Annotated in this window: 16 protein-coding genes and 1 pseudogene; 9 read left to right on the forward strand and 8 right to left on the reverse strand. The window is 38.5% G+C overall.

The window, feature by feature from the left end:
• The first annotated feature begins 192 nt into the window (after positions 1 to 192).
• Positions 193 to 1,083 carry a phosphatidate cytidylyltransferase gene (locus tag AN486_RS08845; RefSeq protein ID WP_053539016.1) on the forward strand — a complete coding sequence of 297 codons (891 nt, stop codon included), beginning with the start codon at positions 193 to 195 and terminating at the stop codon, positions 1,081 to 1,083.
• 103 nt (positions 1,084 to 1,186) lie between these two features.
• On the opposite strand, the gene AN486_RS08850 is transcribed toward AN486_RS08845, so the two are convergent.
• Complete coding sequence (locus AN486_RS08850) at positions 1,187 to 1,900, reverse strand: DUF2993 domain-containing protein (RefSeq protein ID WP_290600220.1); 714 nt, start codon at positions 1,898 to 1,900, stop codon at positions 1,187 to 1,189.
• A gap of 142 nt (positions 1,901 to 2,042) precedes the next feature.
• On the opposite strand from AN486_RS08850, the gene AN486_RS08855 reads away from it, so the two are divergent.
• Complete coding sequence (locus AN486_RS08855; RefSeq protein ID WP_053539018.1) at positions 2,043 to 2,816, forward strand: pseudouridine synthase; 774 nt, start codon at positions 2,043 to 2,045, stop codon at positions 2,814 to 2,816.
• Between the two features lie 16 nt (positions 2,817 to 2,832).
• Positions 2,833 to 3,609: a RodZ domain-containing protein gene (locus AN486_RS08860; RefSeq protein WP_053539019.1), complete on the forward strand. Its 777-nt coding sequence runs from the start codon at positions 2,833 to 2,835 to the stop codon at positions 3,607 to 3,609.
• Positions 3,610 to 3,733: 124 nt separating this feature from the next.
• Here AN486_RS08860 and malQ read toward each other — a convergent pair whose 3' ends face one another.
• A complete protein-coding gene (gene malQ, locus AN486_RS08865) occupies positions 3,734 to 5,251 on the reverse strand; it encodes a 4-alpha-glucanotransferase (protein ID WP_053539020.1) in 1,518 nt (505 codons plus the stop codon).
• A gap of 152 nt (positions 5,252 to 5,403) precedes the next feature.
• Between malQ and AN486_RS08870 the strand changes: the two genes are divergently transcribed.
• Both AN486_RS08870 and AN486_RS08875 read left to right on the forward strand, forming a co-directional pair.
• Positions 5,404 to 5,835 (forward strand): NUDIX hydrolase, encoded by a 432-nt coding sequence (locus AN486_RS08870; RefSeq protein ID WP_290600223.1) that lies wholly within the window; start codon positions 5,404 to 5,406, stop codon positions 5,833 to 5,835.
• A gap of 155 nt (positions 5,836 to 5,990) precedes the next feature.
• Positions 5,991 to 7,010 (forward strand): Rid family detoxifying hydrolase, encoded by a 1,020-nt coding sequence (locus tag AN486_RS08875; RefSeq protein WP_053539022.1) that lies wholly within the window; start codon positions 5,991 to 5,993, stop codon positions 7,008 to 7,010.
• Between the two features lie 158 nt (positions 7,011 to 7,168).
• On the opposite strand, the gene AN486_RS08880 is transcribed toward AN486_RS08875, so the two are convergent.
• Together AN486_RS08880 and nifJ are read right to left on the reverse strand one after the other, a co-directional pair.
• Positions 7,169 to 7,900, reverse strand: a complete 732-nt coding sequence (locus tag AN486_RS08880; protein ID WP_027400876.1) for a Uma2 family endonuclease — start codon at positions 7,898 to 7,900, stop codon at positions 7,169 to 7,171.
• A 598-nt stretch (positions 7,901 to 8,498) separates the two neighbouring features.
• Entirely contained in the window at positions 8,499 to 12,056 is a 3,558-nt protein-coding gene (gene nifJ, locus AN486_RS08885; protein ID WP_290600226.1) for a pyruvate:ferredoxin (flavodoxin) oxidoreductase, read from the reverse strand.
• A gap of 485 nt (positions 12,057 to 12,541) precedes the next feature.
• Between nifJ and AN486_RS08890 the strand changes: the two genes are divergently transcribed.
• The 3 genes from AN486_RS08890 to AN486_RS08900 are packed head-to-tail and all read left to right on the forward strand — an operon-like array spanning position 12,542 to position 15,107.
• Positions 12,542 to 14,338 carry an RNA-binding domain-containing protein gene (locus AN486_RS08890; RefSeq protein ID WP_290600228.1) on the forward strand — a complete coding sequence of 599 codons (1,797 nt, stop codon included), beginning with the start codon at positions 12,542 to 12,544 and terminating at the stop codon, positions 14,336 to 14,338.
• Between the two features lie 54 nt (positions 14,339 to 14,392).
• Positions 14,393 to 14,689 (forward strand): hypothetical protein, encoded by a 297-nt coding sequence (locus AN486_RS08895; protein ID WP_290600229.1) that lies wholly within the window; start codon positions 14,393 to 14,395, stop codon positions 14,687 to 14,689.
• Between the two features lie 4 nt (positions 14,690 to 14,693).
• Positions 14,694 to 15,107, forward strand: a complete 414-nt coding sequence (locus AN486_RS08900; protein WP_290600231.1) for a type II toxin-antitoxin system VapC family toxin — start codon at positions 14,694 to 14,696, stop codon at positions 15,105 to 15,107.
• Here AN486_RS08900 and AN486_RS08905 read toward each other — a convergent pair.
• Positions 15,099 to 15,269 (reverse strand): annotated as a pseudogene (locus AN486_RS08905) (LuxR C-terminal-related transcriptional regulator); the annotation flags it as partial. The gene AN486_RS08900 and the pseudogene AN486_RS08905 overlap by 9 nt on opposite strands.
• 339 nt (positions 15,270 to 15,608) lie before the next feature.
• On the reverse strand, positions 15,609 to 16,607 hold the full coding sequence (locus AN486_RS08910; RefSeq protein WP_053539028.1) for an Rpn family recombination-promoting nuclease/putative transposase: 999 nt from the start codon (positions 16,605 to 16,607) through the stop codon (positions 15,609 to 15,611).
• Positions 16,608 to 16,742: 135 nt separating this feature from the next.
• Between AN486_RS08910 and AN486_RS08915 the strand changes: the two genes are divergently transcribed.
• Positions 16,743 to 19,949: a glycoside hydrolase family 15 protein gene (locus AN486_RS08915; protein ID WP_053539029.1), complete on the forward strand. Its 3,207-nt coding sequence runs from the start codon at positions 16,743 to 16,745 to the stop codon at positions 19,947 to 19,949.
• A gap of 187 nt (positions 19,950 to 20,136) precedes the next feature.
• On the opposite strand, the gene AN486_RS08920 is transcribed toward AN486_RS08915, so the two are convergent.
• Together AN486_RS08920 and AN486_RS08925 are read right to left on the reverse strand one after the other, a co-directional pair.
• Positions 20,137 to 20,823, reverse strand: coding sequence for a hypothetical protein (locus AN486_RS08920; RefSeq protein ID WP_027400825.1), 687 nt, complete (start codon positions 20,821 to 20,823; stop codon positions 20,137 to 20,139).
• 804 nt (positions 20,824 to 21,627) lie between these two features.
• Positions 21,628 to 23,889 (reverse strand): amylo-alpha-1,6-glucosidase, encoded by a 2,262-nt coding sequence (locus AN486_RS08925; RefSeq protein WP_290600234.1) that lies wholly within the window; start codon positions 23,887 to 23,889, stop codon positions 21,628 to 21,630.
• Positions 23,890 to 24,057 lie beyond the last annotated feature (168 nt).

The following is a 24,057-nucleotide window of genomic DNA, read 5'->3' on the forward strand; positions in this document are numbered from 1 at the left end:
TTCGCTTACGGCATTGGTGGTCAAGATACACGATATCTTACCGAAAAATCCTGGCGATTCGTCATCCCCTGCTCACATCCCCACATTAGGAGTACATTGAAGCTGGGGACTTCCACAAATTGTTAAATTCCTTCGGTTTTCGGTTTTGGGTTGCATCCAAAATCCAAAATCTAAAATCCCAAATATTACCCTATGCCCTGGTCTCGAATTATTAGTGGAATTGTTGCAATTATCATGGCGCTATCTGCAACCCTATTGGGGGGTTGGTATTTTACGATAGCGATCGCTATTGTCGTATTTTTAGGTCAACAAGAATATTTTAATTTGGTTCGCTCTAGAGGCATAACACCCTCAGTTAAAACTACCATGATTGTTAGTCAAGTTCTACTGGCAATTTGTACTCTGAATGGTAGTTTAGCTGATGCAATTATGCCCATAGCCGGGACGCTTATTTGTTTTTACCTACTTTTTCAACCCAAATTAGCCACCATTGCGGATATTTCCGCTTCTATTATGGGTTTGTTTTATGTAGGTTACTTACCAAGTTACTGGGTCAGGTTACGGGGAATTGATCATGCTATTAGCAGTAATTTACCTTTAGGTGGTTATTGGCCATCTAATTGGCAAGATATCGGACAAGGCAATTTGACTGCCTTTCCCACAGGTTTAACTGCGACTATCCTCACGTTCTTATGTATTTGGGCTGCGGATATTGGCGCTTATACTTTTGGTAAATTCTTCGGGAAAACTCGGTTATCAGATATTAGTCCCAAAAAAACCGTAGAAGGTGCAGTTTTTGGCATTAGTGCTAGTGTCGCTGTTGCGATCACAGGAGCTTACTTTCTCAATTTTCCCGACTGGTTAATCACTGGTTTCACATTGGGTCTAATTATTGGTATTGCTAGTTTGTTAGGTGACTTAACAGAATCTTTGCTCAAACGTGATGCTGGTGTCAAGGATTCAGGACAATTGATCCCTGGTCATGGAGGGATTTTAGATCGCACCGATAGCTATATTTTTACTGCTCCTTTAGTGTATTATTTCGTTACATTACTTTTACCTTTATTAGAAAAAACGCTGTAACAGGAACTAAGATAAGATTTAATCTCTACTTGCCCACATCACTCACAATAGCCATATAATTTAAACTAAATTCAGGGAATATTGAATTTTGATTTTTTAATGATTATGGGTTAATGTTAATACGTCCACAACAACTGAGTTGTCCCGGTATCAGAGAAACTTTGGCGATATCAACATCTGTTCCCAGATTTATAATATAAGGAGAATTCCTTTCCCAAAGCACCTCCCGATCAGTCTTGATTTTAACTTGTGTTAATTGTAGTTCTTGACCATTGAGTAGTTCTAAGCCTAAATAAATATTGAAAAATGCCCCTTCTATCTCAGAGACTGGGATACCATTCAGGATCAATACCTGATTGTCAAGGGTGATTCTTCGCCAAGTAATGTCCTTGAAATTTAGGCTATATTCTGCTAGTAGTGGAATCAGTACATCATTTATAGCTGTTAATAATAATGGAGATGACAGAGAATTATTAAGATCCTGTTCAGCGATTATCAGCTTACCAACTACAGGTACTATTGCTGATAATTGCAAAGGTTGTCCTTTCAAAATTGAAGCCACATTCAGTTGGATCTGTTCTGCCTGAAGTTCAATTTGTGTAGCATGAAGACCTTGATACACGGCATTACTAGCAGAAATGGATACTCCAGGAATGCAACCAGACAGCAATTGGCGATCGCTTGCTGTAATCTGTACCTCTAAATGAGATACTTGATTTAATTGGCTTCTTAACCAAAGCTTAATCGCTGATGTTAAAACTTTTGTAATGATCCTGACTTTGCTGTTATTTGTATTTGGGGAACTTGGTTCTGTCATTTTTCGACGGTTATATCAATGTAAATATGCTCAAAACTTGAGTATCTTAAACAAACCTTAACTTTAACATGGAAGTTTGTTAACAACAAAATGCAAACATTAGCAGTATAAAAATATTCAGCGAGAAAATCACAGTTTAAACATGGAGGCACGGCTACAAAAAATTCTAGCTCAATGGGGTATAGCCTCACGACGTGAAGCTGAAGAAATGATTAGGCAATCACGAGTATGTGTGAATGGGGTATTAGCACATTTAGGACAAAAAGTCGATCCTCACCAAGATAAAATCTCTATAGATGGTCAACCTGTACTGGGAGAACAGCGTCCATCCAAAATGTATTTATTACTGCATAAACCAGCAGGATTTGTCTCCACTTGCCATGATCCCCAAGGAAGACCAACGGTTTTGGATCTCCTTCCGTCAGCATTAAGAACCGGATGGGGTATTCACCCGGTTGGCCGTTTAGATGTAGACTCGACAGGAGCATTGATTTTAACCAATGATGGAGAATTGACCTATGGACTTACCCATCCTAGTCATAGTATTCCCAAGACCTACCGCGTTGTAGTTCAAGGACACCCTCCAGCAAAAGTTCTCGAAAATTGGAGTCAGGGTATAGTTCTGGAAGGAAGAATCACAAGACCTGCTCAAGTGCGTTTGATTGAAAATTATATTGATCAAAGCTGTTTAGAGATAGTTTTACAGGAAGGAAGAAACCGTCAAATTCGTCGTATAGCCGAACAGTTGGGATATCCAGTCATTAAGCTACATCGCACGGCTATTGGTTCAATTCAATTAAAAACATCAACAACAGCATCCTTGCCATCTGGTAAATACCGTCATCTTAGTCAGGATGAAATTAGTTTTTTAAATAAGCAGATAATTCGCACACCTATTAAGACAAAGCCGAGTTAAGGAGTAAAAGAAAAACATGAAATGGTTCAGAAAGAAGGGTAAACAGTCAATCAAACCTTCTATCAAGGAACATCAAGCCGAAAAGTTAGGGCAACTTGGCTCTCAACTAGGTTCGCTACGGCAGGAACAGGGTTTAACTCTAGATGAGTTAGTCGTATTCACCAGAATTCCTCGAAGACTTTTACAAGCCATTGAAGAAGGTAATTTAAGCGACTTACCAGAACCCATCTATGTTCAAGGCTTAATTAGACAGTTTGCAGACGCTTTAGGAATTCGGGGTGGGGAATTTGCTAGTCATTTCCCCATTGGTTCTCAATCAGTAAGTGTTCAATCCAATTGGAAAGTACAAGCTGTTCCTCAATTACGTCCTATTCATCTTTACCTGCTTTATATTGGGCTGATTTTCTGCTCTGTTAACGGTTTATCCCAGTTGTTGAATAATTCCACTTTGCAAGCAAACAATCGCCAAATTCAACCAAAAACTGTAACCCAATTGGCAGGGGAAGAAGCTGCTAATAATACATTTATCAACAAGCAAGGGGATCAATCCGTACAAATTGGTGTCACATTAAAAGCTTCATCTTGGATTAGCGTGGTTACAGATGGTAAAACAGCCTTTGAGGGAGTTTTACCACAAGGTTCTAGCCGCACCTGGAACGCCACCGAGCAACTGACAGTAAAAACTGATAATGCTGGTGGTGTGTTAATGAGTGTGAATCAGCAAGAAGCAAAGGAAATGGGAGAAATCGGCAAAGCTCAAGAAATCAACATTGCTGCTAAACCAAACTTATAGTGGTCAGTGGTCAGTAGTCAGTAGTCAGTGGGAAAATTCTTTCTCCCCCCCCTACTTCCCCTACTCCCCCTACTCCCCCTACTCCCCCTACTCCCCCTACTCCCCCTACTCCCCCTACTCCCTGTCACCTGTCACCTGCTTCCCTATAAGCGCGTCCGCAACGGAAAGTGAGAGTTTTTAGGCGATCGCTTAAATCTGGCGTTAATACCCCCGATTGGTAACGCCACTCCCAATTTCCCACCGCCGTACTGGGAAAATTCATCCGGGCTTGAGTCCCCAAACCTAATACATCCTGCAAAGGTATAATTGCTTGATTGGCAATAGAACTCAAAGCTAACCTAATTAAATCCCAGTTTATACCATCTGGACTGATACAACCCAAATACAACAATAGATTTTGCTTTTCGTAATCATTTGCAGCATTAAACCAGCCTACAGTCGTATCATTATCATGAGTACCAGTATAAACTACAGCATTTCGTGTGTAGTTAAAGGGTAAAAAAGGATTACCGGGATCAGAACCAAAGGCAAACTGCAATACTTTCATCCCTGGAAACTCAAACTGATCTCGCAGTGCTTCCACTTCTGGCGTAATAATTCCCAAATCCTCCGCCAAAACAGGTAACTTACCCAAATGCTTTCTAATTGCCTCAAATAAAGCCACTCCAGGTGCTTCAATCCATTCGCCATTCATGGCAGTCGTTTCTCCCTGGGGAACAGCCCAATAAGCCTCAAAACCCCGGAAATGATCAATGCGAATTATATCCACATAATCCAGCATCGCCTCAAAGCGTAATATCCACCATTTGAAATCTTGTTTTTGCAATTCTTCCCAGTTATAAACCGGATTTCCCCATAATTGACCAGTAGCGCTAAAGTAGTCGGGTGGAACTCCCGCCATTAAAGCCACTTCTCCCGTTTCTGCATCTAAAGCAAAAATCTCAGGATTAGCCCACACATCAGCACTATCATGGGCTACATAAATAGGGATATCACCAATAATCTCTATCCCATTGTCATTAGCATAGTTTTTCAGTTCTGACCACTGCCGGAAAAACTCATATTGAACAAACTTGTAATAAAAAATCTCCTCTGCTAATTCTTTTTCCATCTGAGCTAAAGCTGCTGGTTCACGCTTTGCCAATTCCGGTTCCCAATTGTACCAGCTTGCACCATTTTGGATATCTTTAAGAGCCATAAATAGCGCATAATTATTTAACCAATAGCCTTTATCAGCACAAAACTTAGCAAAAGCCTGTTTTTGAGTTGAATTTGCTTTAATTTTAAAATCCTCACAAGCTTTAATGAGCAGATTGACCTTGACAGGGATCACCTCATTAAAATCTACCTTATCTACAGTAAAATCTGGTAAATCAGCCAAATCTTCGGCAATTAACAAACCCTCCTCTAACAACTTCTCTGGACTAATCAAAAAGTAATTTCCAGCCATTGCGGAGTAGCACATATAAGGAGAATTACCGTAACCAGTCGGTCCTAGCGGTAAAACTTGCCAATATTGCTGCTGACTATTTTTGAGAAAATCAATAAACCGATAAGCTTCCAAACCCAAATCCCCAATACCAAACCGACTGGGGAAAGAAGTAGGATGTAGTAAAATACCACTTGATCTAGGAAAAGGCATATTTAACCTGAAATATAGGAAAACGTAATTTTTTATAAATCACGCATCGAATTTATCATGCCATAGCCAGCGTTGACTGTTCTGATTCATGAAGAAATAGAAACAAGAGTAAATAATTAATACATAATCCAAAATCCAAAATCTAAAATTTTATGACTTACAGAAATCCTGCACCCACCGTTGATATCATTATTGAATTAATTGATAGACCTCATCGCCCCATTATCCTGATTGAAAGACATAATGAACCATTAGGTTGGGCGTTACCCGGTGGTTTTGTTGATTATGGTGAATCGGTGGAAAAGGCGGCAATTAGGGAAGCAGAGGAAGAAATAGGTTTAAAAGTAGAATTAGTCGAACAGTTATTAGTGTATTCTGATCCTAAGCGCGATCGCCGTCAGCATACGATTAGTATTGTGTTTTTAGCAACTGCTACGGGTGAACCTTTGGCGGGTGATGATGCTAAGAGTTTGGGTATTTTCTCGCCTTGGTGTGTTCCTGGTAATTTGTGTTTTGATCATGACCGGATTTTGCGGGATTATTGGCAATATAGAAATTATGGGATTCGTCCGAGGTTGGGGTAAGAGAAATAAACCACGAAGAAGCGAAGGACACGAAGGAAGAGAAGAAGAAAGAAGAAAAATGTAGGGGTTTAGCAATGCTAAACCCAAGGCGTTTAACTCTGTAGTCATGTTGCTTCTTTGTTTTATACTGTTTTCATGGTATTCAATGGTGCATTATGGACGCTGAAGAACTTTTAGAGAAATACGCTGCTGGGGAACGGAATTTTCGTTCGGAAAATCTGAAAACGGTAGACCTTGAAGGTGCGGATTTGAGTGAAATCGACTTCACAGGTGCAGATTTGTCGCGGGCAGATTTGAATGATGCTAACCTGAGTAAAGCGGATCTTGACCGTACAAATCTCACGAGGGCATCTTTAGAAAATGCTAACTTGAGTGAGTTAGTATGCGCTTCTAATTTGAATTTGAGTTGGGCTAACTTGAGTGGTGCTAATTTGAGTAAAGCAAAGCTAGAAAGTGCAAATTTCAGTAATGCTCACTTGGATAATGCCAACTTGATAAAAGCAAACCTCAATAGTGCAAATCTCCAAAAAGCCTGTTTACAAGGGGCAAATTTAGAAAGAGCAGATTTACAAAATGCAGATTTAATGAGAGCAAATCTAGATAGTGCAAATCTGAAAAAAGCAGATTTAACCGGCGCGAATATCTACGGTGCAACCTTTAAAAATGCAGACCTCACAGGTGCGATAATGCCAGATGGAGAAGTTTACCAAACATCTACAGATTTAGAATTCGGTAAACCAGAAACACCATTAACAAAAGAGCCAAAAGACATATATATTATGACTCGTAAAGTAATCCGTACCGATAAAGCACCTGCACCAGTTGGACCATACAATCAAGCAATTCTCGCTTCTGGGCAAATGTTGTTTGTAGCTGGACAAATTGCCATAGATCCCCGTTTAGGTGATGTTGACTACACCGAAGATGTAGTTAAGCAAACTGAACAGGTAATGAAAAATATTGAAGCTATCCTGACAGAAGCAGGAGCTACATTTGCAGATGTGGTAAAAACTGGTGTATTTTTAGCTGATATGAATGATTTTGCCGCTGTCAATGCGGTTTATGCAAAATATTTTTCCGAAGATACCGCCCCAGCGCGTGCTTGTGTGGAGGTTTCCCGTTTGCCTAAAAATGTGTTGGTAGAAATTGATTGTATTGCTGTTATTGGTGGTTAATTATACTCAAAACGGCTAGAAACTGGACTTTTTTATCATACAAAGAACAAGCTTCAAAGCCTCTCCCCGTTGCGGGGAGAGGTTTGGAGAGGGGTTTCATATTTGGTTAAACTATGAACCGTTTGCAGTATATCCTGTGGGCAATGCCCACTCTACTTTTATTTTTCTGGTTCGATACCTAATGCTTTTAATTGGGCAGCTAATTTGTCAGCACGTTGTTTTTGTTGTTCTATCTCTTGTTGTTTTTGTTCTACTAATTCTGAACTCCACAACAGCAAATTTCCCTGTTCGTCCCACCATCTTAACCATTTACTAGTGAGGTTTTCCCTTGTCCCTTCCCACACTCCCAAGTAAAGGTTCATTTCCTCTATCCAGTAACGTTGGTTTTCATGAGGATTTTGTAAGGTGTACAAACCTGTATTAGAGTTTAGCTGATAAAATTCTAAACTACCGCTATCTGGTTCAAAAATGGCGTAATTAGGTACTTTTAAGATTTTTTCATAGAAAAACCATTTTCCAGGGGGATAAGTAGGTTTACTGGAATATTCTGTTCCGTCTGTATCAGAAATAAATTCCATCACTATTACGGGAATATCTCCCTGTATTTGGGGTGTATAACTACGAAAGACTTCTTGCTTCGTGACGCGAATTTCGGGTATATAAGCCCAATCAGGAGCTTTAATGACAATTTTGCTATTGACGGTGGCACAGATACCGTAGTTAGTCGGTGTGAGGCAATTTGGGGGAAGTTTACCGGCTAGTTGGAGGCTTTCAGTCAGGGCAGCGGCTTGGGCTGGTTGGTAGATGTTGTCCACTGGATCATCTGGGAGAATGTAATCATCGGGTAGTTTTTCCCAAGTGATTTGGTATGCTTGGGTAGCAATAATCATGATGGGTTTTCCTGTATTCAGGTTGTAAATTCTAGTTTAACTAGTTAACCCTGTTATGTCACTCTCGGAAAACAATAATTGAATCCATTTTTTGTAACTCTTATTTCATCAAGGGTTGGCACTTTTTTTATGTATTAAAAAATAAAATTGCTGCATAAAATGTCAAAACCAAAGCTCCATAAACCTCCCAGGTATTGAATTTTCCCAATCTGACAGAAGAGGATTAACTTCATTTCTCTCGGACCGAAATGTTTTTTCTTTCACTTCCACAGAAGTAAATTGATAATCTTTGGCAAAATAAACCCCTCTGGTAAACCTCTCCAGTATTAAATGTTATTCGGCGTTGCTGATTAAGGGTATGAATTTTAGTCTCACGCAAAGGCGCAATCACGCTTCGTGATCTCGAAGAGTAGACGCACTGAGGTAAGATTTTTAAAGGTTCAATTTGGAAATTTCATACCTCGATTCAGCAACGCCTGTTATTCCTTTTCCCTCTCCTAAGAGGAGAGGGTTAGGGAGAGGTAGGGAAGGGGGGTTAGGTTTCTGAAGATTATCGGTTTCATCTAATACTTTTCAAACACCCTACTTAGGAAGACCTTTACCTATTCGCTAAATATTGATACATTTCCCATCTAGCATTAACTTCCATTTGCGCTTGTTCTAGCAACAACTTGGCAACCTCCGGTTTACTTTTCGTCAACATCTTAAATCGGTTCTCTTGATACATTGACTTCTCCACCGATTCAGAAGGTGCTTTCATATCCAATTGTAAGGGATTTTTACCCTGTTCTTGTAATGCTGGATTATAGCGATATAACAACCATCTTCCTGAGTCTACTAGAGCCTTTTGCTGATGTAAACCTTTGGTCATATCAATCCCGTGAGCAATACAATGACTGTAAGCAATAATGATTGATGGACCGTCAAAAGCTTCCGCTTCTAAAAATGCTTTGAGTGTATGTTCATCACGCGCACCTAACGCTACACTCGCCACATAAACATTACCATAAGTCATCGCCATTAAACCCAAATCTTTCTTTGGTGCTGGTTTTCCGCCAGTTGCATATTTAGCAACTGCGGCTTTTGGTGTGGCTTTAGAAGATTGTCCTCCAGTGTTAGAATAAACTTCTGTATCCATTACCAAAATGTTCACATTGCGTCCTGTGGAAATCACATGATCAATTCCACCAAAGTCTATATCATACGCCCAACCATCACCCCCAACTATCCACACACTTTTCTTGACTAAATAATCAGCGAGGGATTTGAGATTTTGGATTTTGGATTTGAGATTTGCGTCTTTTATAGTTTCCGCAATCTCAGCTAATTTGTGGTTGAGAATGACAATTCTTTCCCGTTGGTCCCAAATATCAGCTTCGGTTTTTTGTTCAGCTTTGAGAATGGCATTAACTAAATTATCGCCAATTTCACTACTTAATTGTGACAATAATTCTCCTGCAAATTCCGCTTGTTTGTCTATAGATAAACGATAACCAAAACCAAATTCGGCGTTATCTTCAAATAAACTATTAGACCATGCAGGACCTCTACCGTCAGCGTTTTGACTCCAAGGAGTTGTGGGGAGATTTCCACCGTAAATGGAAGAACAGCCGGTGGCGTTGGCAACGAGTGAGCGATCGCCAAACAATTGTGTTAATAATTTAAGGTAGGGCGTTTCTCCACAACCAGCACAAGCACCGGAAAATTCAAACAACGGTTCTTGTAATTGCTGCTGACGAATTTGGCTTACTTTCAAAGTTTTCCGGTCTGGATTTGGTAAACTCAAAAAGAAATTCCAGTTTTCCCGTTCCTGTTCCCGCAACGGTAACTGGGGACTCATATTAATCGCCTTGAGGGTGGGTTCTGCCTTGTTTTTGGCAGGACAGACACTCACGCAAATTTCGCAGCCTGTACAGTCTTCTGGGGCTACCTGAATGGTAAATTTCTGGTTAGCAAAGCTCTTATCTTTGGCATTAGTGGACTTAAAAGATATGGGTGCGTTGACTAAGTCACTGGATTGATAAGCTTTGGCGCGAATAGCAGCATGAGGACAAACCATCACACATTTACCACATTGAACGCAGACATCAGCCTCCCAAACGGGGATTTCCTCCGCAACGTTGCGTTTTTCCCATTTTGCAGTTCCACTGGGGAAAGTTCCGTCAGCAGGTAACGCACTTACAGATAAATCATCACCTTCCCAGACCATGATTTTGCTAAGAACATTCTCGACAAATTTGGGTGCATTATTTTGTAGAAATCTTGCGTTATTTTGTAGAGACGTTCCATGGAACGTCTCTACATTTACAGAATGCAGATTTTCTAGGGTGTTGTCTACGGCTTTTAAATTCATCTTGACAACTTCCGCGCCTTTTTTACCATAAGTCTTTTCTATGGCTTGTTTGATTTTAGCGATCGCTTCTCTTTCTGGCAATACCCCCGCTAAAGCAAAGAAACACACCTGCATGATAGTGTTAATTCTGTGTCCCATACCACTATCTTTTGCCACTTGACTAGCATTAATAGTATAAACTTTCAGGTTCTTGTCAATAATTTGCTGTTGAACTTTTGAAGGTAGATTTTCCCAAACATTATCAGCATCATAAGGACTATTTAACAACAAAGTCGCTCCCGGTGCAGCAGCTTTTAAAATATCAATAGTTTCCACAAATCCCCAATGATGACAACCGATAAAATTAGCTTTGTCTATCAGGTAAGTTGAGCGAATTGTTCCAGTTCCAAACCGTAAATGAGAAACTGTCATAGAACCGGACTTTTTAGAATCATAAACAAAGTAACCTTGGGCGTTATTTTCTGTACCTTCCCCGATGATTTTGATGGAGTTTTTATTTGCCCCTACTGTACCATCTGAACCCAAACCATAGAACATTGCCCGAACCACATGATCTGGTTCTGTAGAGAAATTGGCATCAAAATTCAAAGAAGTGAAAGTGACATCATCATTAATCCCAATTGTGAAATGATTTTTGGGTTTAAGTTGAGTCAGATTATCAAAAATACTCTTCACCATTGCTGGAGTAAATTCCTTAGAAGACAGTCCATATCTGCCCCCAACAATTTTCGGGAATGTAGTTTTTTTCCACCCTTCATAAATAGCTGTCACCACATCTAAATATAAAGGTTCTCCTGCACTTCCAGCTTCTTTTGTTCTATCAAGGACAGCAATAGATTTAACACTATTTGGTAATGCTTCTATAAATCTGGCTACATCAAAAGGACGGAAAAGCCGCACTTTGATAACTCCAACTTTTTCCCCTTGATTGTTGAGATAATCTACAGTTTCATGGACAGTTTCACAACCAGAACCCATAATTACAATTACTCTTTCTGCCTTGGGTGCGCCATGATATTCATAGAGTTTGTAATATCTGCCTGTGCGTTCTCCAAATTTATCCATTATTGTTTGAACAATATCAGCACAACCATCATAATAAGGGTTTGCACCTTCACGAGATTGAAAATAAACATCAGGATTTTGTGCTGTTCCTCGTAATACTGGTTTATCTGGAGTTAAGCACCGTTGACGATGTGCAAATACTAAAGATTGGGGAATGAAAGCTTGTAAATCCTCATCAGATAACAACTCAACTTTCTGCACTTCATGGGAAGTTCTAAACCCATCAAAAAAGTGCATAAATGACACTCTTGCTGCTAAAGTTGCCGCATGAGAAATTAAAGCAAAATCATGACTTTCCTGCACAGAAGCCGAACACAAAAAAGCGAAGCCAGTCGCCCTTGCAGCCATAACATCACTATGATCACCGAAAATAGATAAAGCATGAGTAGCTAAGGAACGGGCAGAAACATGAATAACAAAACTGGTTAATTCTCCGGCAATTTTGTACAAGTTAGGAATCATTAATAATAATCCCTGAGAAGCGGTGAAAGTTGTACTTAATGCCCCCGTTTGTAATGCCCCATGGACAGCAGCAGCAGCCCCTCCTTCGCTTTGCATTTGGGTGACACTGGGAACAGTTCCCCAAAGATTTGGTTTATTTTCCGACATCCAAGCATCAGCCCATTCACCCATATTTGAAGATGGGGTAATCGGATAAATAGCAATTACTTCATTCAATTTGTAAGCTACACGGGCAACAGCTTCGTTACCATCAATTGTGGCATAAGATTTGGGCATGATTTTCCTTCTGTGTGTCTCTTTTCTGTTTGTTTCAATTTTTCCGTAGGGTGCGTCAGATTGATAAATAGTCGAATTTAAGTATGATTTAACGTCTGACGCACCTTACTAATCTATGCAGAGAAACCAAAAAGATAAGCATTGAAAACAGCTAAAGTCAGGAAGTTAATTTGTGATATTTTCTACAGTTTTATGAATCGAGAATTATTAATTATCAATTAGTTTGACTTTTAGCCAATATTTTAATTATAGCAGATGGTAAATTTTCTATCTATATTAATGTTGTACTCAAGATTTATGATCTTTAATTTATCAAGGTTTGATGATTGTTATGGGGTAGAGGTGCGGGAGGTTTTTTCTAAAGGCAGAGGTACGCAGAGCTAGTAGCTAGTAAAGTATTTTAGAGTTAAGGATATATTGCTGGTATGATATAATGTTAAAAAGTTTCAGTTCATTACTTAAAAATTCACAAATAACTCAATCAAATGGAAACATTTAGGACTCTTAAGGAATACTTAGAACAATTACGTCTATTAGATGATGAAGGTGAGCGTCTAGAATTTAAAGAATATCAAGGTGGACTTTCGGATTCGATATGGAAATCTATAGTTGCATTTTCTAATACAAGAGGTGGGTATATCTTAGCTGGTATCAGAGAGTCTGACAAGACTGTGCTTGGTGTATCTAATCCAGATAGTGTACAAAAGGATATTGCTAGTGCAATAATAGACAAATTAGAACCACCTTTAGCACCTATTTTTAAAGTTATAGAAATAGATGGTAAGCGTGTAGTAGAAATACATATATTGGAAGCAGAAATACATCAAAAACCTGTGTATGATAAGCCAAAGGGTATAAATAAAGGTGCTTTTAAGAGAGTTGGATCTAGCAATATTATCCTCTCTTCAGATGATATTAGTGACTTTGAATTAGAACGTCGCAAAATTCCTCCAGATTCCCTATGGCTTGAAGATATAACCTTACAAGAATTGGATGAGAATTTGATCGATAATTATCGAAATCGTCTCCGTTCTAAAAAAGCTAGTAGTCCTCTACTAGGTTATGATAATATAAATTTTCTTAAAGGACTACAACTTGCGGTATCCCGTAAAGATAAATTACAAATAAATAGAGGATGTGTTCTTCTCTTTGGCAAATCAGAAATAATACAGGAGATTTTTCCAAGTTTCAAAGTTCAAATCATAGAAATTAATAGTAATGATTGGGAATTTTCCCAAAATGATAGAGGGAAAATAATTAACATTGAAGGTAAATCTATATTACAGCTTATACCTGATGTACAGGATATTTTAGAGCGTTATACACCAGAAAATTTACGCATAATTCCTGGCAAATTAGAACGTGAAATTGATCCGGTTTACATCACTTTAAGAGAAGCAGTAGTTAATGCTTTTATTCACCAAGACTATCTAGCAAATAGACCAACTCAAATCCGGCATTATAATAACCGATTGGAAATAGAAAACCCAGGAACTTCTAAAAAACCCTTGGACGTACTTATTGAAGCTGGTTCTTATCCACGAAATCCAATCCTTGTAAAGGTATTGCACAATATTGGATGGGTAGAAACTATAGGAAGCGGTGTACGTACTATGATTGATTCCATGAAACAAGCTGGATTTACACCACCAGTTTTTGATAGTGATGAAGTAAAAAGAAGTTTTCAAGTTGTTCTATACTGGCATCACTTTATGAGTGAGAAAGATCGCCAGTGGGTATGTCAGTTTCAAAATTTAGATGAACCTAGTAAAAGAGCATTAATCTTTACCAAAGCTGTAGGCAGAATAGCTAATGCTGATTATCGAAATCTTAATAATAATGAAACTTTAGACGCTAGTAGAGGTTTAGCGAAACTTAGAGACAGAGGTTATTTAGAACAACATAATGCAGGTAATAAAACTTATTACACATTGCTTAATAAATATTTAATAGAAAAAAGTGTTAAAGAAACACCTAAAAAAGATAACATTAACAAAGAGCCTACTTATACGCAACTAAATATGTTTACAGATATTCATCCTACATATACGAATACAAATATTGAAAATAAGAAACGCAGTAACTCGCAAGAAACACGTGCAATTATTCTAGAATTTTGTAGAGAACCACATACTTCTCACGAAATAGCTCAGTACCTAGGTCGTAGTCACAAATATATCAGAGAAAAATATCTGATGTATATGATAAAGGAAAAATTACTTGTTCATACTGAACATCCAAGCTCACAAAATGTTCGTTATGTAGTTAGAGAAAATAAATAATTTTGCTAGAAGTGCTAAAATGGACTTCATATCTGAAAAATATCTGACGAAAATATGAACAACACATCTATTAAAAATGAAACTGCCTTTAAACGCATATCAGCAATTGTGAAATATTTGATCGCTAATGACAGTGTGTATCAAGAAAGATTGGAACAAGATAAAATGATTCAGAAAATGTACGAACTTTTTACTAAACCAAATTCTGGTGATGATATAGATACAATTGCTGAAGATGACTTAACAGAAAGAATTAGTAAAATGTTAGCTGTAGAAGCAATCAGTGGTTTGTTAAATGATTTTACACCAGAAGAAATGGCAATATTTGATGAAGCAGTGAAACGGAAATAAGTCAATGGGATATCTACTAGATACTAATATGGTTACAGCAATTCTCAAGGAAAATCCAAAAGTAACCAATCAGCTAGAAAGTTTAAATCGTCAAAACGAGGAAGTTTTCATTAGTGGGATTACTTACTATGAAATTGAGCGAGGACTCTTAGCAGTTAAAGCGGTAAAGAAATTATCAGACTTTGAAAAATTTTTGAAGAAATACCAAGTTTTACTCTTGGACGATATGGCAATTTTTCAGAAAGCGTCAGAAATCTATGCTGATTTAAAACAAAGAGGTTTACCAATTCAAGATGCAGATATATTTATAGCAGCTACGGCTATTATTCACAATTTAATTGTAGTTTCCCATGATTCTGATTTATTAAGAATAAAAGAATTGCAATTGGAAGATTGGTTACAAGAGGAATTAAATTAAATCATTTTTAATCAACCGTTTTTGCAAAGCCGCAACAACAGCTTGAGAGCGATCGCTCACTTCTAAATTTTGTAAGATAGCATGGACGTGTACCCTAACCGTTCCTGGTGTAATATAAAGTGCAAGGGCAATTTCTTGATTAGTTTTCCCCGCTGCCAAAAGAATAGGGTTTAGCATTGTGCTAAACCCCTACAAATTACAAATTATTCAACTGCTACAGATTTCGCGGGTAAGTAGGTGAACACAATAAAACCAATCTGTGTAAAGAAAAGTAAAATCGCCCAAACCCTCTTCACTCTTGCATGAGTGCCTCTTGCCTCTTGCCTTGCTATAACGACAATTTTCAACGCCAACCTACTTAATCTCTGGCTTTTAAGTAGGTGAACACAATAAAACCAATCTGTGTAAAGAAAAGTAAAATCGCCCAAACCCTCTTCACTCTTGCCTCTTGCATGAGTGCCCCTTGCCTTGCCATAACGACGATTTTCAATGCTAACCTACTTACTTCTGGGAAACTTCTAAATTTTGCAACCAAACAACTAAATTATCAAAACTTGCAAAATCTAAAAACACTTCAGTTAAAGCTTCCAATTGTTCCAGAGATAACTTCTCAATCTGCATTTTTAGCTGACTAGGAACTTCCCCAAATCTTTTCGATAACAACCGCAAAATCAGTTTTACTTCTCCCTCCTGTTTACCTTGCTGCATACCTTGCTGCATACCTTGCTGCATACCTTGCTGCATACCTTGTTGCATACCTTGCTGCATACCTTGCTGCATACCTTGCTGCATACCTTGCTGCATACCTTGTTGCATACCTTGTTGCATACCTAATTCGGTCGCTTCTTCTCTGAGTTCTTCATACAAGCGAGTTTGCTGAAAACTTATGCCTAACATTGCTTCTATCTCCACACGACTTAAACGAGTAAACCGATAAGAAATAATCGTGGTAATTATTTCCATTATGCCACGTCTAGCTGTTGGTTCTTGTAACTCCTGCTGACAACGATTGATTAAATATCGTGCTGCTGCTGGGGCTTTGTTTTGTTTTAGAGTTGTCAATACCAACAAACTGACATCAAGGGGTAATTGCTCAAATTCTCCCAACTCATCCAAATATACTCGATGGACTTGTTCCGAACTCAAAAGTGCGCGATAGGGGTGAATGTCCCCTTGTTCCATACTCCGAGTTGGATAAATTAATACCGCTTGCCAATCTTGAAAACGCTCCCTATTTCTGTAAAAATAGAGAAATAACTCCCCAAATAACCGCTCATACAGTCGTTCATCTTTTTGAAATTGCACTTCACAGAAATAAACAATCCCAGGAGTTTCGGTTTCTGGTGGTAAAAACACCCCGTCAATTTCAAACTTTGGTTCTTTCACCGCTACCGAATCAAAGCGATAATTAGCCGCATTTGCGGGGGGATTTGGCAATAACTCAAACAGTATGGTTGGATATGTTTGAAATAAATAATAGAAAATAGAGTCACGTCGCATATTATGATTCTAGATTAATCCTACCCAAAATAAATTCTCCTCTCGATAATTGTTACATACACCAAAAGAGGGAATTATACAACTTTTTTATTTATCAACCTCACAGCAACAAAGTTAAATTTTCTCATCACCATAATGAACACATCAACCACACCATTAACACGCTTAGATTTTTACTACCAGCAAATCAAGACAATTATTTTAGCGCGTCAAAACCCGATTACTGGTTTATTACCAGCAAGTACCGCTATTACTGCTCATGGCGATTATACGGATGCGTGGGTGCGAGATAATGTGTATAGTATTTTAGCCGTTTGGGGTTTAGCTTTAGCCTATCGCAAATTAGATCATGATGATGGGCGAACCTATGAGCTAGAGCATAGTGTGGTTAAATTAATGCGAGGGTTGTTGTTTTCTATGATGCGACAATCCCATAAAGTCGAAACATTTAAACATACACAATCTTTATTAGATGGACTTCATGCCAAATACAATACAGCTACAGGTGATATAGTCGTCGGTGATGATGAATGGGGACATTTGCAACTTGACGCGACATCTATATTTTTATTAATGTTGGCACAAATGACCGCCAGTGGATTATCAATTATTTTTACATTAGATGAAGTGAACTTTGTCCAAAACCTAGTTTATTATATTGGTCGAGCTTACAGAACACCGGATTTTGGTATTTGGGAACGGGGGAATAAAATTAATCATGGTAGTGCAGAATTAAACGCTAGTTCCTTGGGAATGGCTAAAGCAGCTTTAGAATCTATAAATGGATTAAACTTATTTGGTGTTCATGGTAGTCAAGCATCAGTAATTCATGTTTTACCAGATGAAATTGCTAGAGCCAGAATTACTTTAGAATCATTATTACCTAGAGAATCAGGTTCTAAAGAAATTGATGCGGCGTTATTAAGTATTATTAGTTATCCTGCTTTTGCGGTGAAAGATGAGCAGTTACGAGAACGCACCTTGAATGAAATTATTAGTAAACTTGAGGGAAAATATGGTTGTAAAAGGTTTTTGCGAGATGGACATCAAACCGTTTTAGAAGACACCGAACGCCTCCACTATGAACCTGGTGAACTTAAACAATTTGAACATATTGAATGTGAATGGCCATTGTTTTTTACTTATTTAGTTCTTGATGGTTTATTTCGGGGTGAACAAGCACAAGTTGAGAAATATCAGCAACTTCTACAATTATTGTTGGTAGAACAAAATGGGTTACAGCTATTACCAGAAATTTATTATGTTCCTGAAGAAAGTATAGAAGCTGAGAAATTAAATCCTCAGTCTCAGTTAAGATTACCAAATGAAAATATTCCTTTAGTTTGGGCGCAAAGCTTATATTATTTGGGTGAAATGTTAAGCGAAGGCTTAATCTCATTGGGAGATATTGATCCTTTGGGAAGACATTTAAATGTCGGAAAACAGCGCAGTGCTTTAGTTCAAATTGCTTTAATAGCAGAAGATGAAGCTCTACAAACGCAATTAGAAGTATATGGAATTGAAACTCAAACTCCTACCCAAGTTGCACCAATTCAAATCAGAAAATCTGAAGAACTTTCCCAAATTTATACGCAAATTGGCAGAAATGATCAATTGGGTTTAACGGGTCGTCCTTTGCGAAGACTGAGAAGTTTAACGATATCAAGGTTCTTTCGGATTCGAGAGCAAACAGTTGTCTTTTTACCATCATTCCTAGATTCTCAACAGTTTTATTTAACTCTTGATTATCATTTTTTAGTAGATCAAATTAGAGGTGAATTGGCTTATATTCAAAAATACTGGAGTGATTTAGGTCGTCCGACTTTGACTTTAATGATTACTCGAACTATGCTAGAAACTGGTTCTGAAGCATTATTAGAATTAATGCAAGAACTCAAAGATGGTATTTGTAACGGAGTCCATGTAAAATTAGGAAAACTCAATCAATTAATGCTGACAGCAGCAATTCAAAGAATTGATTTTTTGTCAGATGCACAATTCTCTCAATCATCAGTTGCAAATCGGGGAATCCGTTGTTATTACCTGACTTCTCATTTAGAAAAAAGTTGGTCTTTGGGACATACCCAAGAATTCCAAATGGAATGTGAAACTAACTTAGATTTATTATTAAAATATTTGCGCTCATCAGAAAATATTTATGAGCAAATTGAATTACTGCAAACTTTAACTCGGTTACAGGGTTTAGAATTTGATACGGGCTATGCGGGTCCTACCCATGCTGTCACTGTAGCCGATTTACTTGATGAAGTTTATATTAAAGCCGGGGATTTAGGTTTGTGGGCGGTGGTACGACGGGCTGCGGGTTTACGCCAAATGCTCGATATTGGCTTATCAGACGCGATAACGAGTATTTTGGTTCAAGGTAAGCAAATTGCAGTTGGGAGGGCTTATAGTCAGGCTTCTTTGATAGTTGTTCCTATATCTGGAAGTGAGATTACTGAGAAAATTAATAACTTCTGTCGTGAGGATATACGAGATAGAGTTTTAACACAAGAAATTCTCATTTATCTTGGTGTGTTAATCAAGTCAGAACCAGAATTATTTCGTGGATTTCTCACATTAAGAGTCGGTTATTTGATTCTTTTGATTACTAGCGACATAGCCAGAGAATTCATCCTCACCCAAGATGAAGCTTATGAAAGATTAATGCAGCTATCACCTTTTGAAGTAAAAATGCGGTTGCGTCAAGTGTTAACTGGATATAGTGGGGTGAGTAGTTTATTACGTCAACAGGAATCATTGCACGTTAAACAAAAAGAAAGTGACATTGCTTGGGTTGTCCTACCTGTAATTAGTGAAGAAGCAGAAGTTCCTCCTGATGGTTGGCGGAGATTTCGTCAAGCAGAAGGGGCATTAAATCGCGTACCTAAAGACTTTTTTAAACAAGTTTGGCTATTAATGCAGCATTGCAAAGGTTTAGTTATTGGCGATAAATTGGAACGACGGAATCGGTTAGAAAGTGAAATTATGCTTTCGGAAATGACAGCAGGAGAAAGAAATTTTGCTTTATTAGTTGAACATTTGCTGAATAAAATTGAAGCTCCAGAATATCGCCAAGTTAATGTAGAAGCCTTGATGGAATTGGCTGCAATCGTGGCTAATAACCCTAAGTTGCAAATTGAGGAATATATAGTTTTAGATGTGTTAATCGGTCACGCAGTCCGGTTAGCGTGGTTGGAAAATCATCCCCATAGGAGCGATCGCTATGATGAAGATAAAGCCAGTGCATGGCCATCATTTTATAATAGCTCTCCCCAAGATTGTGCCAATTATATTTTGAAGGCGTTTAGGTTCTTAACGGAGTTTGTTGAAGATGTTTAAACTCAAGGCTTTTCCAGCACCTTTCATGTAAAACAGTGAACAGTGAACAGGGAACAGGGAACAGGGAACAGGGAACAGTGAACAGGGAACAGGGAACAGGGAACAGGGAACAGGGAACAGGGAACAGGGAACAGGGAACAGGGAACAGTAAACAGTGAACAGTGTTCACTGCTTATTGCTATCTGGATCAGTTTAGACTACATTTGGCATACACCAATAAGTTCTTGTATTCTTCAATTTTGTGCATTTTTCCCTGTTTTACAAATGATTCAATTATTGGTTGAGCATGACCCCAACCAATTGATTTTGTATAGAAGAGAATTTTGCCATTGGGATTGAGTTTACTCAGAAACATCCCTAGAAGAGATTCTTCATTATGATGCAAAAAAGGTGCTTCTTCAGGCATATAAAATTCGCCGAGATGAAACAGAGAAATTACATCGAGCATCGGTAAAGAACGGTCTGTCAAAGTGTATATATCTGTACAGAGAACTTTGTAATACTTGAACAATAGACGATCTTTAAGAGATAATCGGATATATTCTTGATGTTCGGGTGCAGAAGCGGTAATCCCAATAATTTCATTGGGTTGAGAAAATTTCTGATTTGCCAATCCTAGAATATGATGAGAACCTGTTCCAAAATGAAAGATAGTTTGATCTTGGATATTATGATTTTGTAAATATTCAACTAATTCAAGATCACATGGACAACGTTCTGGTTGTAATCCCCAAGATGATTTTTCGCGGTAGTAATCAGCGCCAACCCATTGTGGTAAAACTGGGCGAGAAAAACTTAAAAAATAGTAAAGTCTTGCTAAGTGGCGATTTGTAAAAACTATCCCCCGAACGGTTTGTCTAATACTATTAACCATGAATTAATCAACCTCAATAGTTGGGAAAAGATGTTTTTGATATGTTGGATAAAAGACGTACTCAGTTAGAGGATGTTTGAAAAGTTTTTAATGTATCAATAAACCCCTCTCCAAACCTCTCCCCGACGCGGGGAGAGGCTTTGAAACCCCCCTTCCCTACAAGGGAATGGGGGAAGGGGGGTTAGGTTTCGGAGATTGTCGGTTTCATCTAATACTTTTCAAACAACCTCTTAGGATGCTACAAATATTCATCAGCAAAACTACAATAAAGCTATATAAAGTTAGCCCAATTCAAATTTATTGAGCCAAGTAAATTGACATCCCGGATTATTTTTGTAATTGTTGTGCTTGATGGCGACAGACAAATGATTACTGATGATTTGCTTGAAGATTGAGTTATCCTAGATGGACAAAATTCATCAAAATCCCTGAAAACCTGCTCTATGTGATTACCCCAAAAAATACTGGGTGCTGAGTTTCTAGAACTTAGGCAAGTCTAACATAGGAAAAATAAAGCTAACATCAAGTACAGATGAAAGTTTAATTAACTTTTGCTATCTGTGGGCATTTTTGATAAACCCCTACAGAATATAGCCATCCTATTTGATTGGTGTCAGAGTCAGATCCCCGACTTCTCAGAGAAGTCGGGGATCTTATTGTAAGCTCAAATCCCTACCACACCTCGTTCCTAGTCAGAGACTAGGAATGCGGTTGATGAGGCTCTGCCTCTAATATCATTGAAGGCAGAGCCTTCTGGAATTCATTCCCAGTCAGAGACTGGGAATCAGATGAACATCCTCTAATTTAAGCTTCAATGACGACGCGTAAGTTACCGCGTTTTTTCGCAACTCGACAAGCGGTAGTGTTACCAACTCGTTCAAATTCTAAATCTAAAATTGTGCCACCAATACGCAAGTTATGAAAAGATAAATTATTAATTGATTCTGGTAAGGCGGGGTCAATGATTCGCAAACAATTATTCTGTGCGTCTGGGACTAAATTCACCATCATTTGCAATAGTTGAAAAATGCTACCTGTAGCCCAGGCTTGGGGAGTACAAGCAACGGGATACTGGACGGGAGAATTATCACCGTTCATTTCATAGCCGCAAAATAGTTCTGGGGGGCGTTGATAGGGTTGCTGGGAGGTCATGTTGAATAACCCTTGAAATAGTTCCAGCGATTGATCAATTAAACCGAGCGATCGCAATCCCATTGCAATCATAGAATTATCATGAGGCCAAACTGAACCAGTATGATAACCCATTGGATTATAAGCAGGGGACAAACTACTTAAAGTTCTAATTCCCCAACCATTAAACATATCCGCCGCCCGCAGTCTTTCCGCCACACTATAGGCTTTTGCAGACGTAAATATCCCCAAATTTAAACAATGACCAGGATTAGAACTAATACTATCTACTGGTTTACCTTCTCCATCTAAAGCCAAAGCACAAAAATCTTCATCTTCTAACCAAAAATCCTGGTTAAACTTAGCCCTGAGTTGTCTAGCTTCTTTTTGCCAAAGTTCTTCTAAATCTGGACGTTGTTGGATTTTGGCAATTTCTGCAAGGCGGTTTTTCGCTGAATAGACATAAGCTTGCACCTCGCACAGAGAAATTGGACCAATGGCTAATTCCCCTTTGCGGTTGACAATACAATCACCCGAATCTTTCCAACCTTGGTTAATTAAACCACCTTTAGATTTGCGAGCATAGCTGAGATAACCAGTTTCTTGGATTTGACGATCAATCCAACCCATAGCCGCTAAAGCATTTGGCCACAGTGCTTCTAGGGTTTCTTGATCATGAGTCCAACTGTAATATTCAGCATACAACATTAACCACAGCGGCGTAGCATCCACAGTCCCGTAGTAGGGTGTATGGGGAATTTCTTGACATCTCGCCATTTCTCCCAACCGCAGTTCGTGTAATATCTTACCCGGTTCTTCTTCCCGCCAAATATTATCCGTTTGACCTTGATATTCTGCCAATAGTAGCAAGGTTTCTTTGGCAATTTTGGGATTCAACATCAAGGTTTGGGACGCAGTAATGATGGAATCTCGACCAAATAGAGTAGAAAACCAAGGGACACCAGCAGAAACAGTTTTATGTTTGCCAAAGGACTGAAGCAACAAATATATATCTTGTTCAGCCCGCAAAAGGACGCGATTAAAAAGACTTTTATCGGAGCTAATTCGGGTAATTTGCTGCAACCAATTTTGCTCCTCCATTAATTCAGCGGCTTTTGCCTGTGCCAAAGTAGAGGCAGAACTGATAGTAGAACTAGGTTGGCTGTCAGTGAACATCTTCAGCCGATAACCTAACTTTTTAGTTTCATGAGCCGCCAATTCTATCCGCCAAACCGCCGTATAACCGTGAAACCGACTTGGTTGCAAATGCTGAAATTGAATTAGAGACTCCATGATCGAACCATCTAAGCCCTGATATGCTAGGGTAAGGGATTCTTCTTTGTATGATTGAGAAGACACAGGTGCAACATGATCAGATGTTGGGTTGTTTAAGTGTAAAAGTCTTCCCCGTTTTTGGCGGTGATGACCTCTAACTTCAAATAAATCCACAAAATCAGCTTCAAAACTCAGACTCAATTCAAAAACAATGCTGGTAGTGTTGTAATTAGCAACTTCTATTTCTTCAAATAATGCCCCATTCAGAACCAGTTCTCGACGAATACCCACAGTATCAGCCTTAAAAAGATTGTCTAAATCAGGATTGGTGCATAAAACCGAGAGGGCAAATCCCTTGTCAGCGTTACTACTCAGTAGTATAGGCGATCGCCCCTCAATCTGTAACTCCAAACGACTCAAAAACCTTGTATCACGGCAAAACATCCCCATACTAGGAGTGCTACCATAAAGGTAACAATCGGAAATATTCCCCATCGTATCTGTCACCAGGAATAAATCATCATCTTTAACTGTAATGGTTGGCTGTGGTCTTTGACTGACAACACAAGGCCATTCGGAAATCTCTTTTTGGTCTGCGGGAGTAAAAGTTCTGTTGTCGAGGACAATTGTTTCTGGAGTCATCAATGTATCCGGTGTCATTAGCCAGAGTTACCTATACAGGTGTAAATTTGCTCAAATCAATACTGTTAAAAGAGAAAAGTAATTAAATCAAAGACAATGAATTTCTATAAATGTATACCTTATTAATTAGAAGTCAAGCCTGAAAACTGGCTGTTTTCCAATAGTTTATTCCTTCCTCAACATTGA

It is taken from the genome of Anabaena sp. AL93 (assembly GCF_001672085.1).
Lineage (GTDB): Bacteria > Cyanobacteriota > Cyanobacteriia > Cyanobacteriales > Nostocaceae > Dolichospermum > Dolichospermum heterosporum.

Excerpts from the sequence above, each read along its gene's own strand:
- AN486_RS08845 (WP_053539016.1), top strand. The coding sequence starts at position 193 with ATGCCCTGGTCTCGAATTATTAGTGGAATTGTTGCAATTATCATGGCG.
- AN486_RS08850 (WP_290600220.1), bottom strand. The coding sequence starts at position 1,900 with ATGACAGAACCAAGTTCCCCAAATACAAATAACAGCAAAGTCAGGATC.
- AN486_RS08855 (WP_053539018.1), top strand. The coding sequence starts at position 2,043 with ATGGAGGCACGGCTACAAAAAATTCTAGCTCAATGGGGTATAGCCTCA.
- AN486_RS08860 (WP_053539019.1), top strand. The coding sequence starts at position 2,833 with ATGAAATGGTTCAGAAAGAAGGGTAAACAGTCAATCAAACCTTCTATC.
- malQ (WP_053539020.1), bottom strand. The coding sequence starts at position 5,251 with ATGCCTTTTCCTAGATCAAGTGGTATTTTACTACATCCTACTTCTTTC.
- AN486_RS08870 (WP_290600223.1), top strand. The coding sequence starts at position 5,404 with ATGACTTACAGAAATCCTGCACCCACCGTTGATATCATTATTGAATTA.
- AN486_RS08875 (WP_053539022.1), top strand. The coding sequence starts at position 5,991 with ATGGACGCTGAAGAACTTTTAGAGAAATACGCTGCTGGGGAACGGAAT.
- AN486_RS08880 (WP_027400876.1), bottom strand. The coding sequence starts at position 7,900 with ATGATTATTGCTACCCAAGCATACCAAATCACTTGGGAAAAACTACCC.
- nifJ (WP_290600226.1), bottom strand. The coding sequence starts at position 12,056 with ATGCCCAAATCTTATGCCACAATTGATGGTAACGAAGCTGTTGCCCGT.
- AN486_RS08890 (WP_290600228.1), top strand. The coding sequence starts at position 12,542 with ATGGAAACATTTAGGACTCTTAAGGAATACTTAGAACAATTACGTCTA.
- AN486_RS08895 (WP_290600229.1), top strand. The coding sequence starts at position 14,393 with ATGAACAACACATCTATTAAAAATGAAACTGCCTTTAAACGCATATCA.
- AN486_RS08900 (WP_290600231.1), top strand. The coding sequence starts at position 14,694 with ATGGGATATCTACTAGATACTAATATGGTTACAGCAATTCTCAAGGAA.
- AN486_RS08910 (WP_053539028.1), bottom strand. The coding sequence starts at position 16,607 with ATGCGACGTGACTCTATTTTCTATTATTTATTTCAAACATATCCAACC.
- AN486_RS08915 (WP_053539029.1), top strand. The coding sequence starts at position 16,743 with ATGAACACATCAACCACACCATTAACACGCTTAGATTTTTACTACCAG.
- AN486_RS08920 (WP_027400825.1), bottom strand. The coding sequence starts at position 20,823 with ATGGTTAATAGTATTAGACAAACCGTTCGGGGGATAGTTTTTACAAAT.
- AN486_RS08925 (WP_290600234.1), bottom strand. The coding sequence starts at position 23,889 with ATGACACCGGATACATTGATGACTCCAGAAACAATTGTCCTCGACAAC.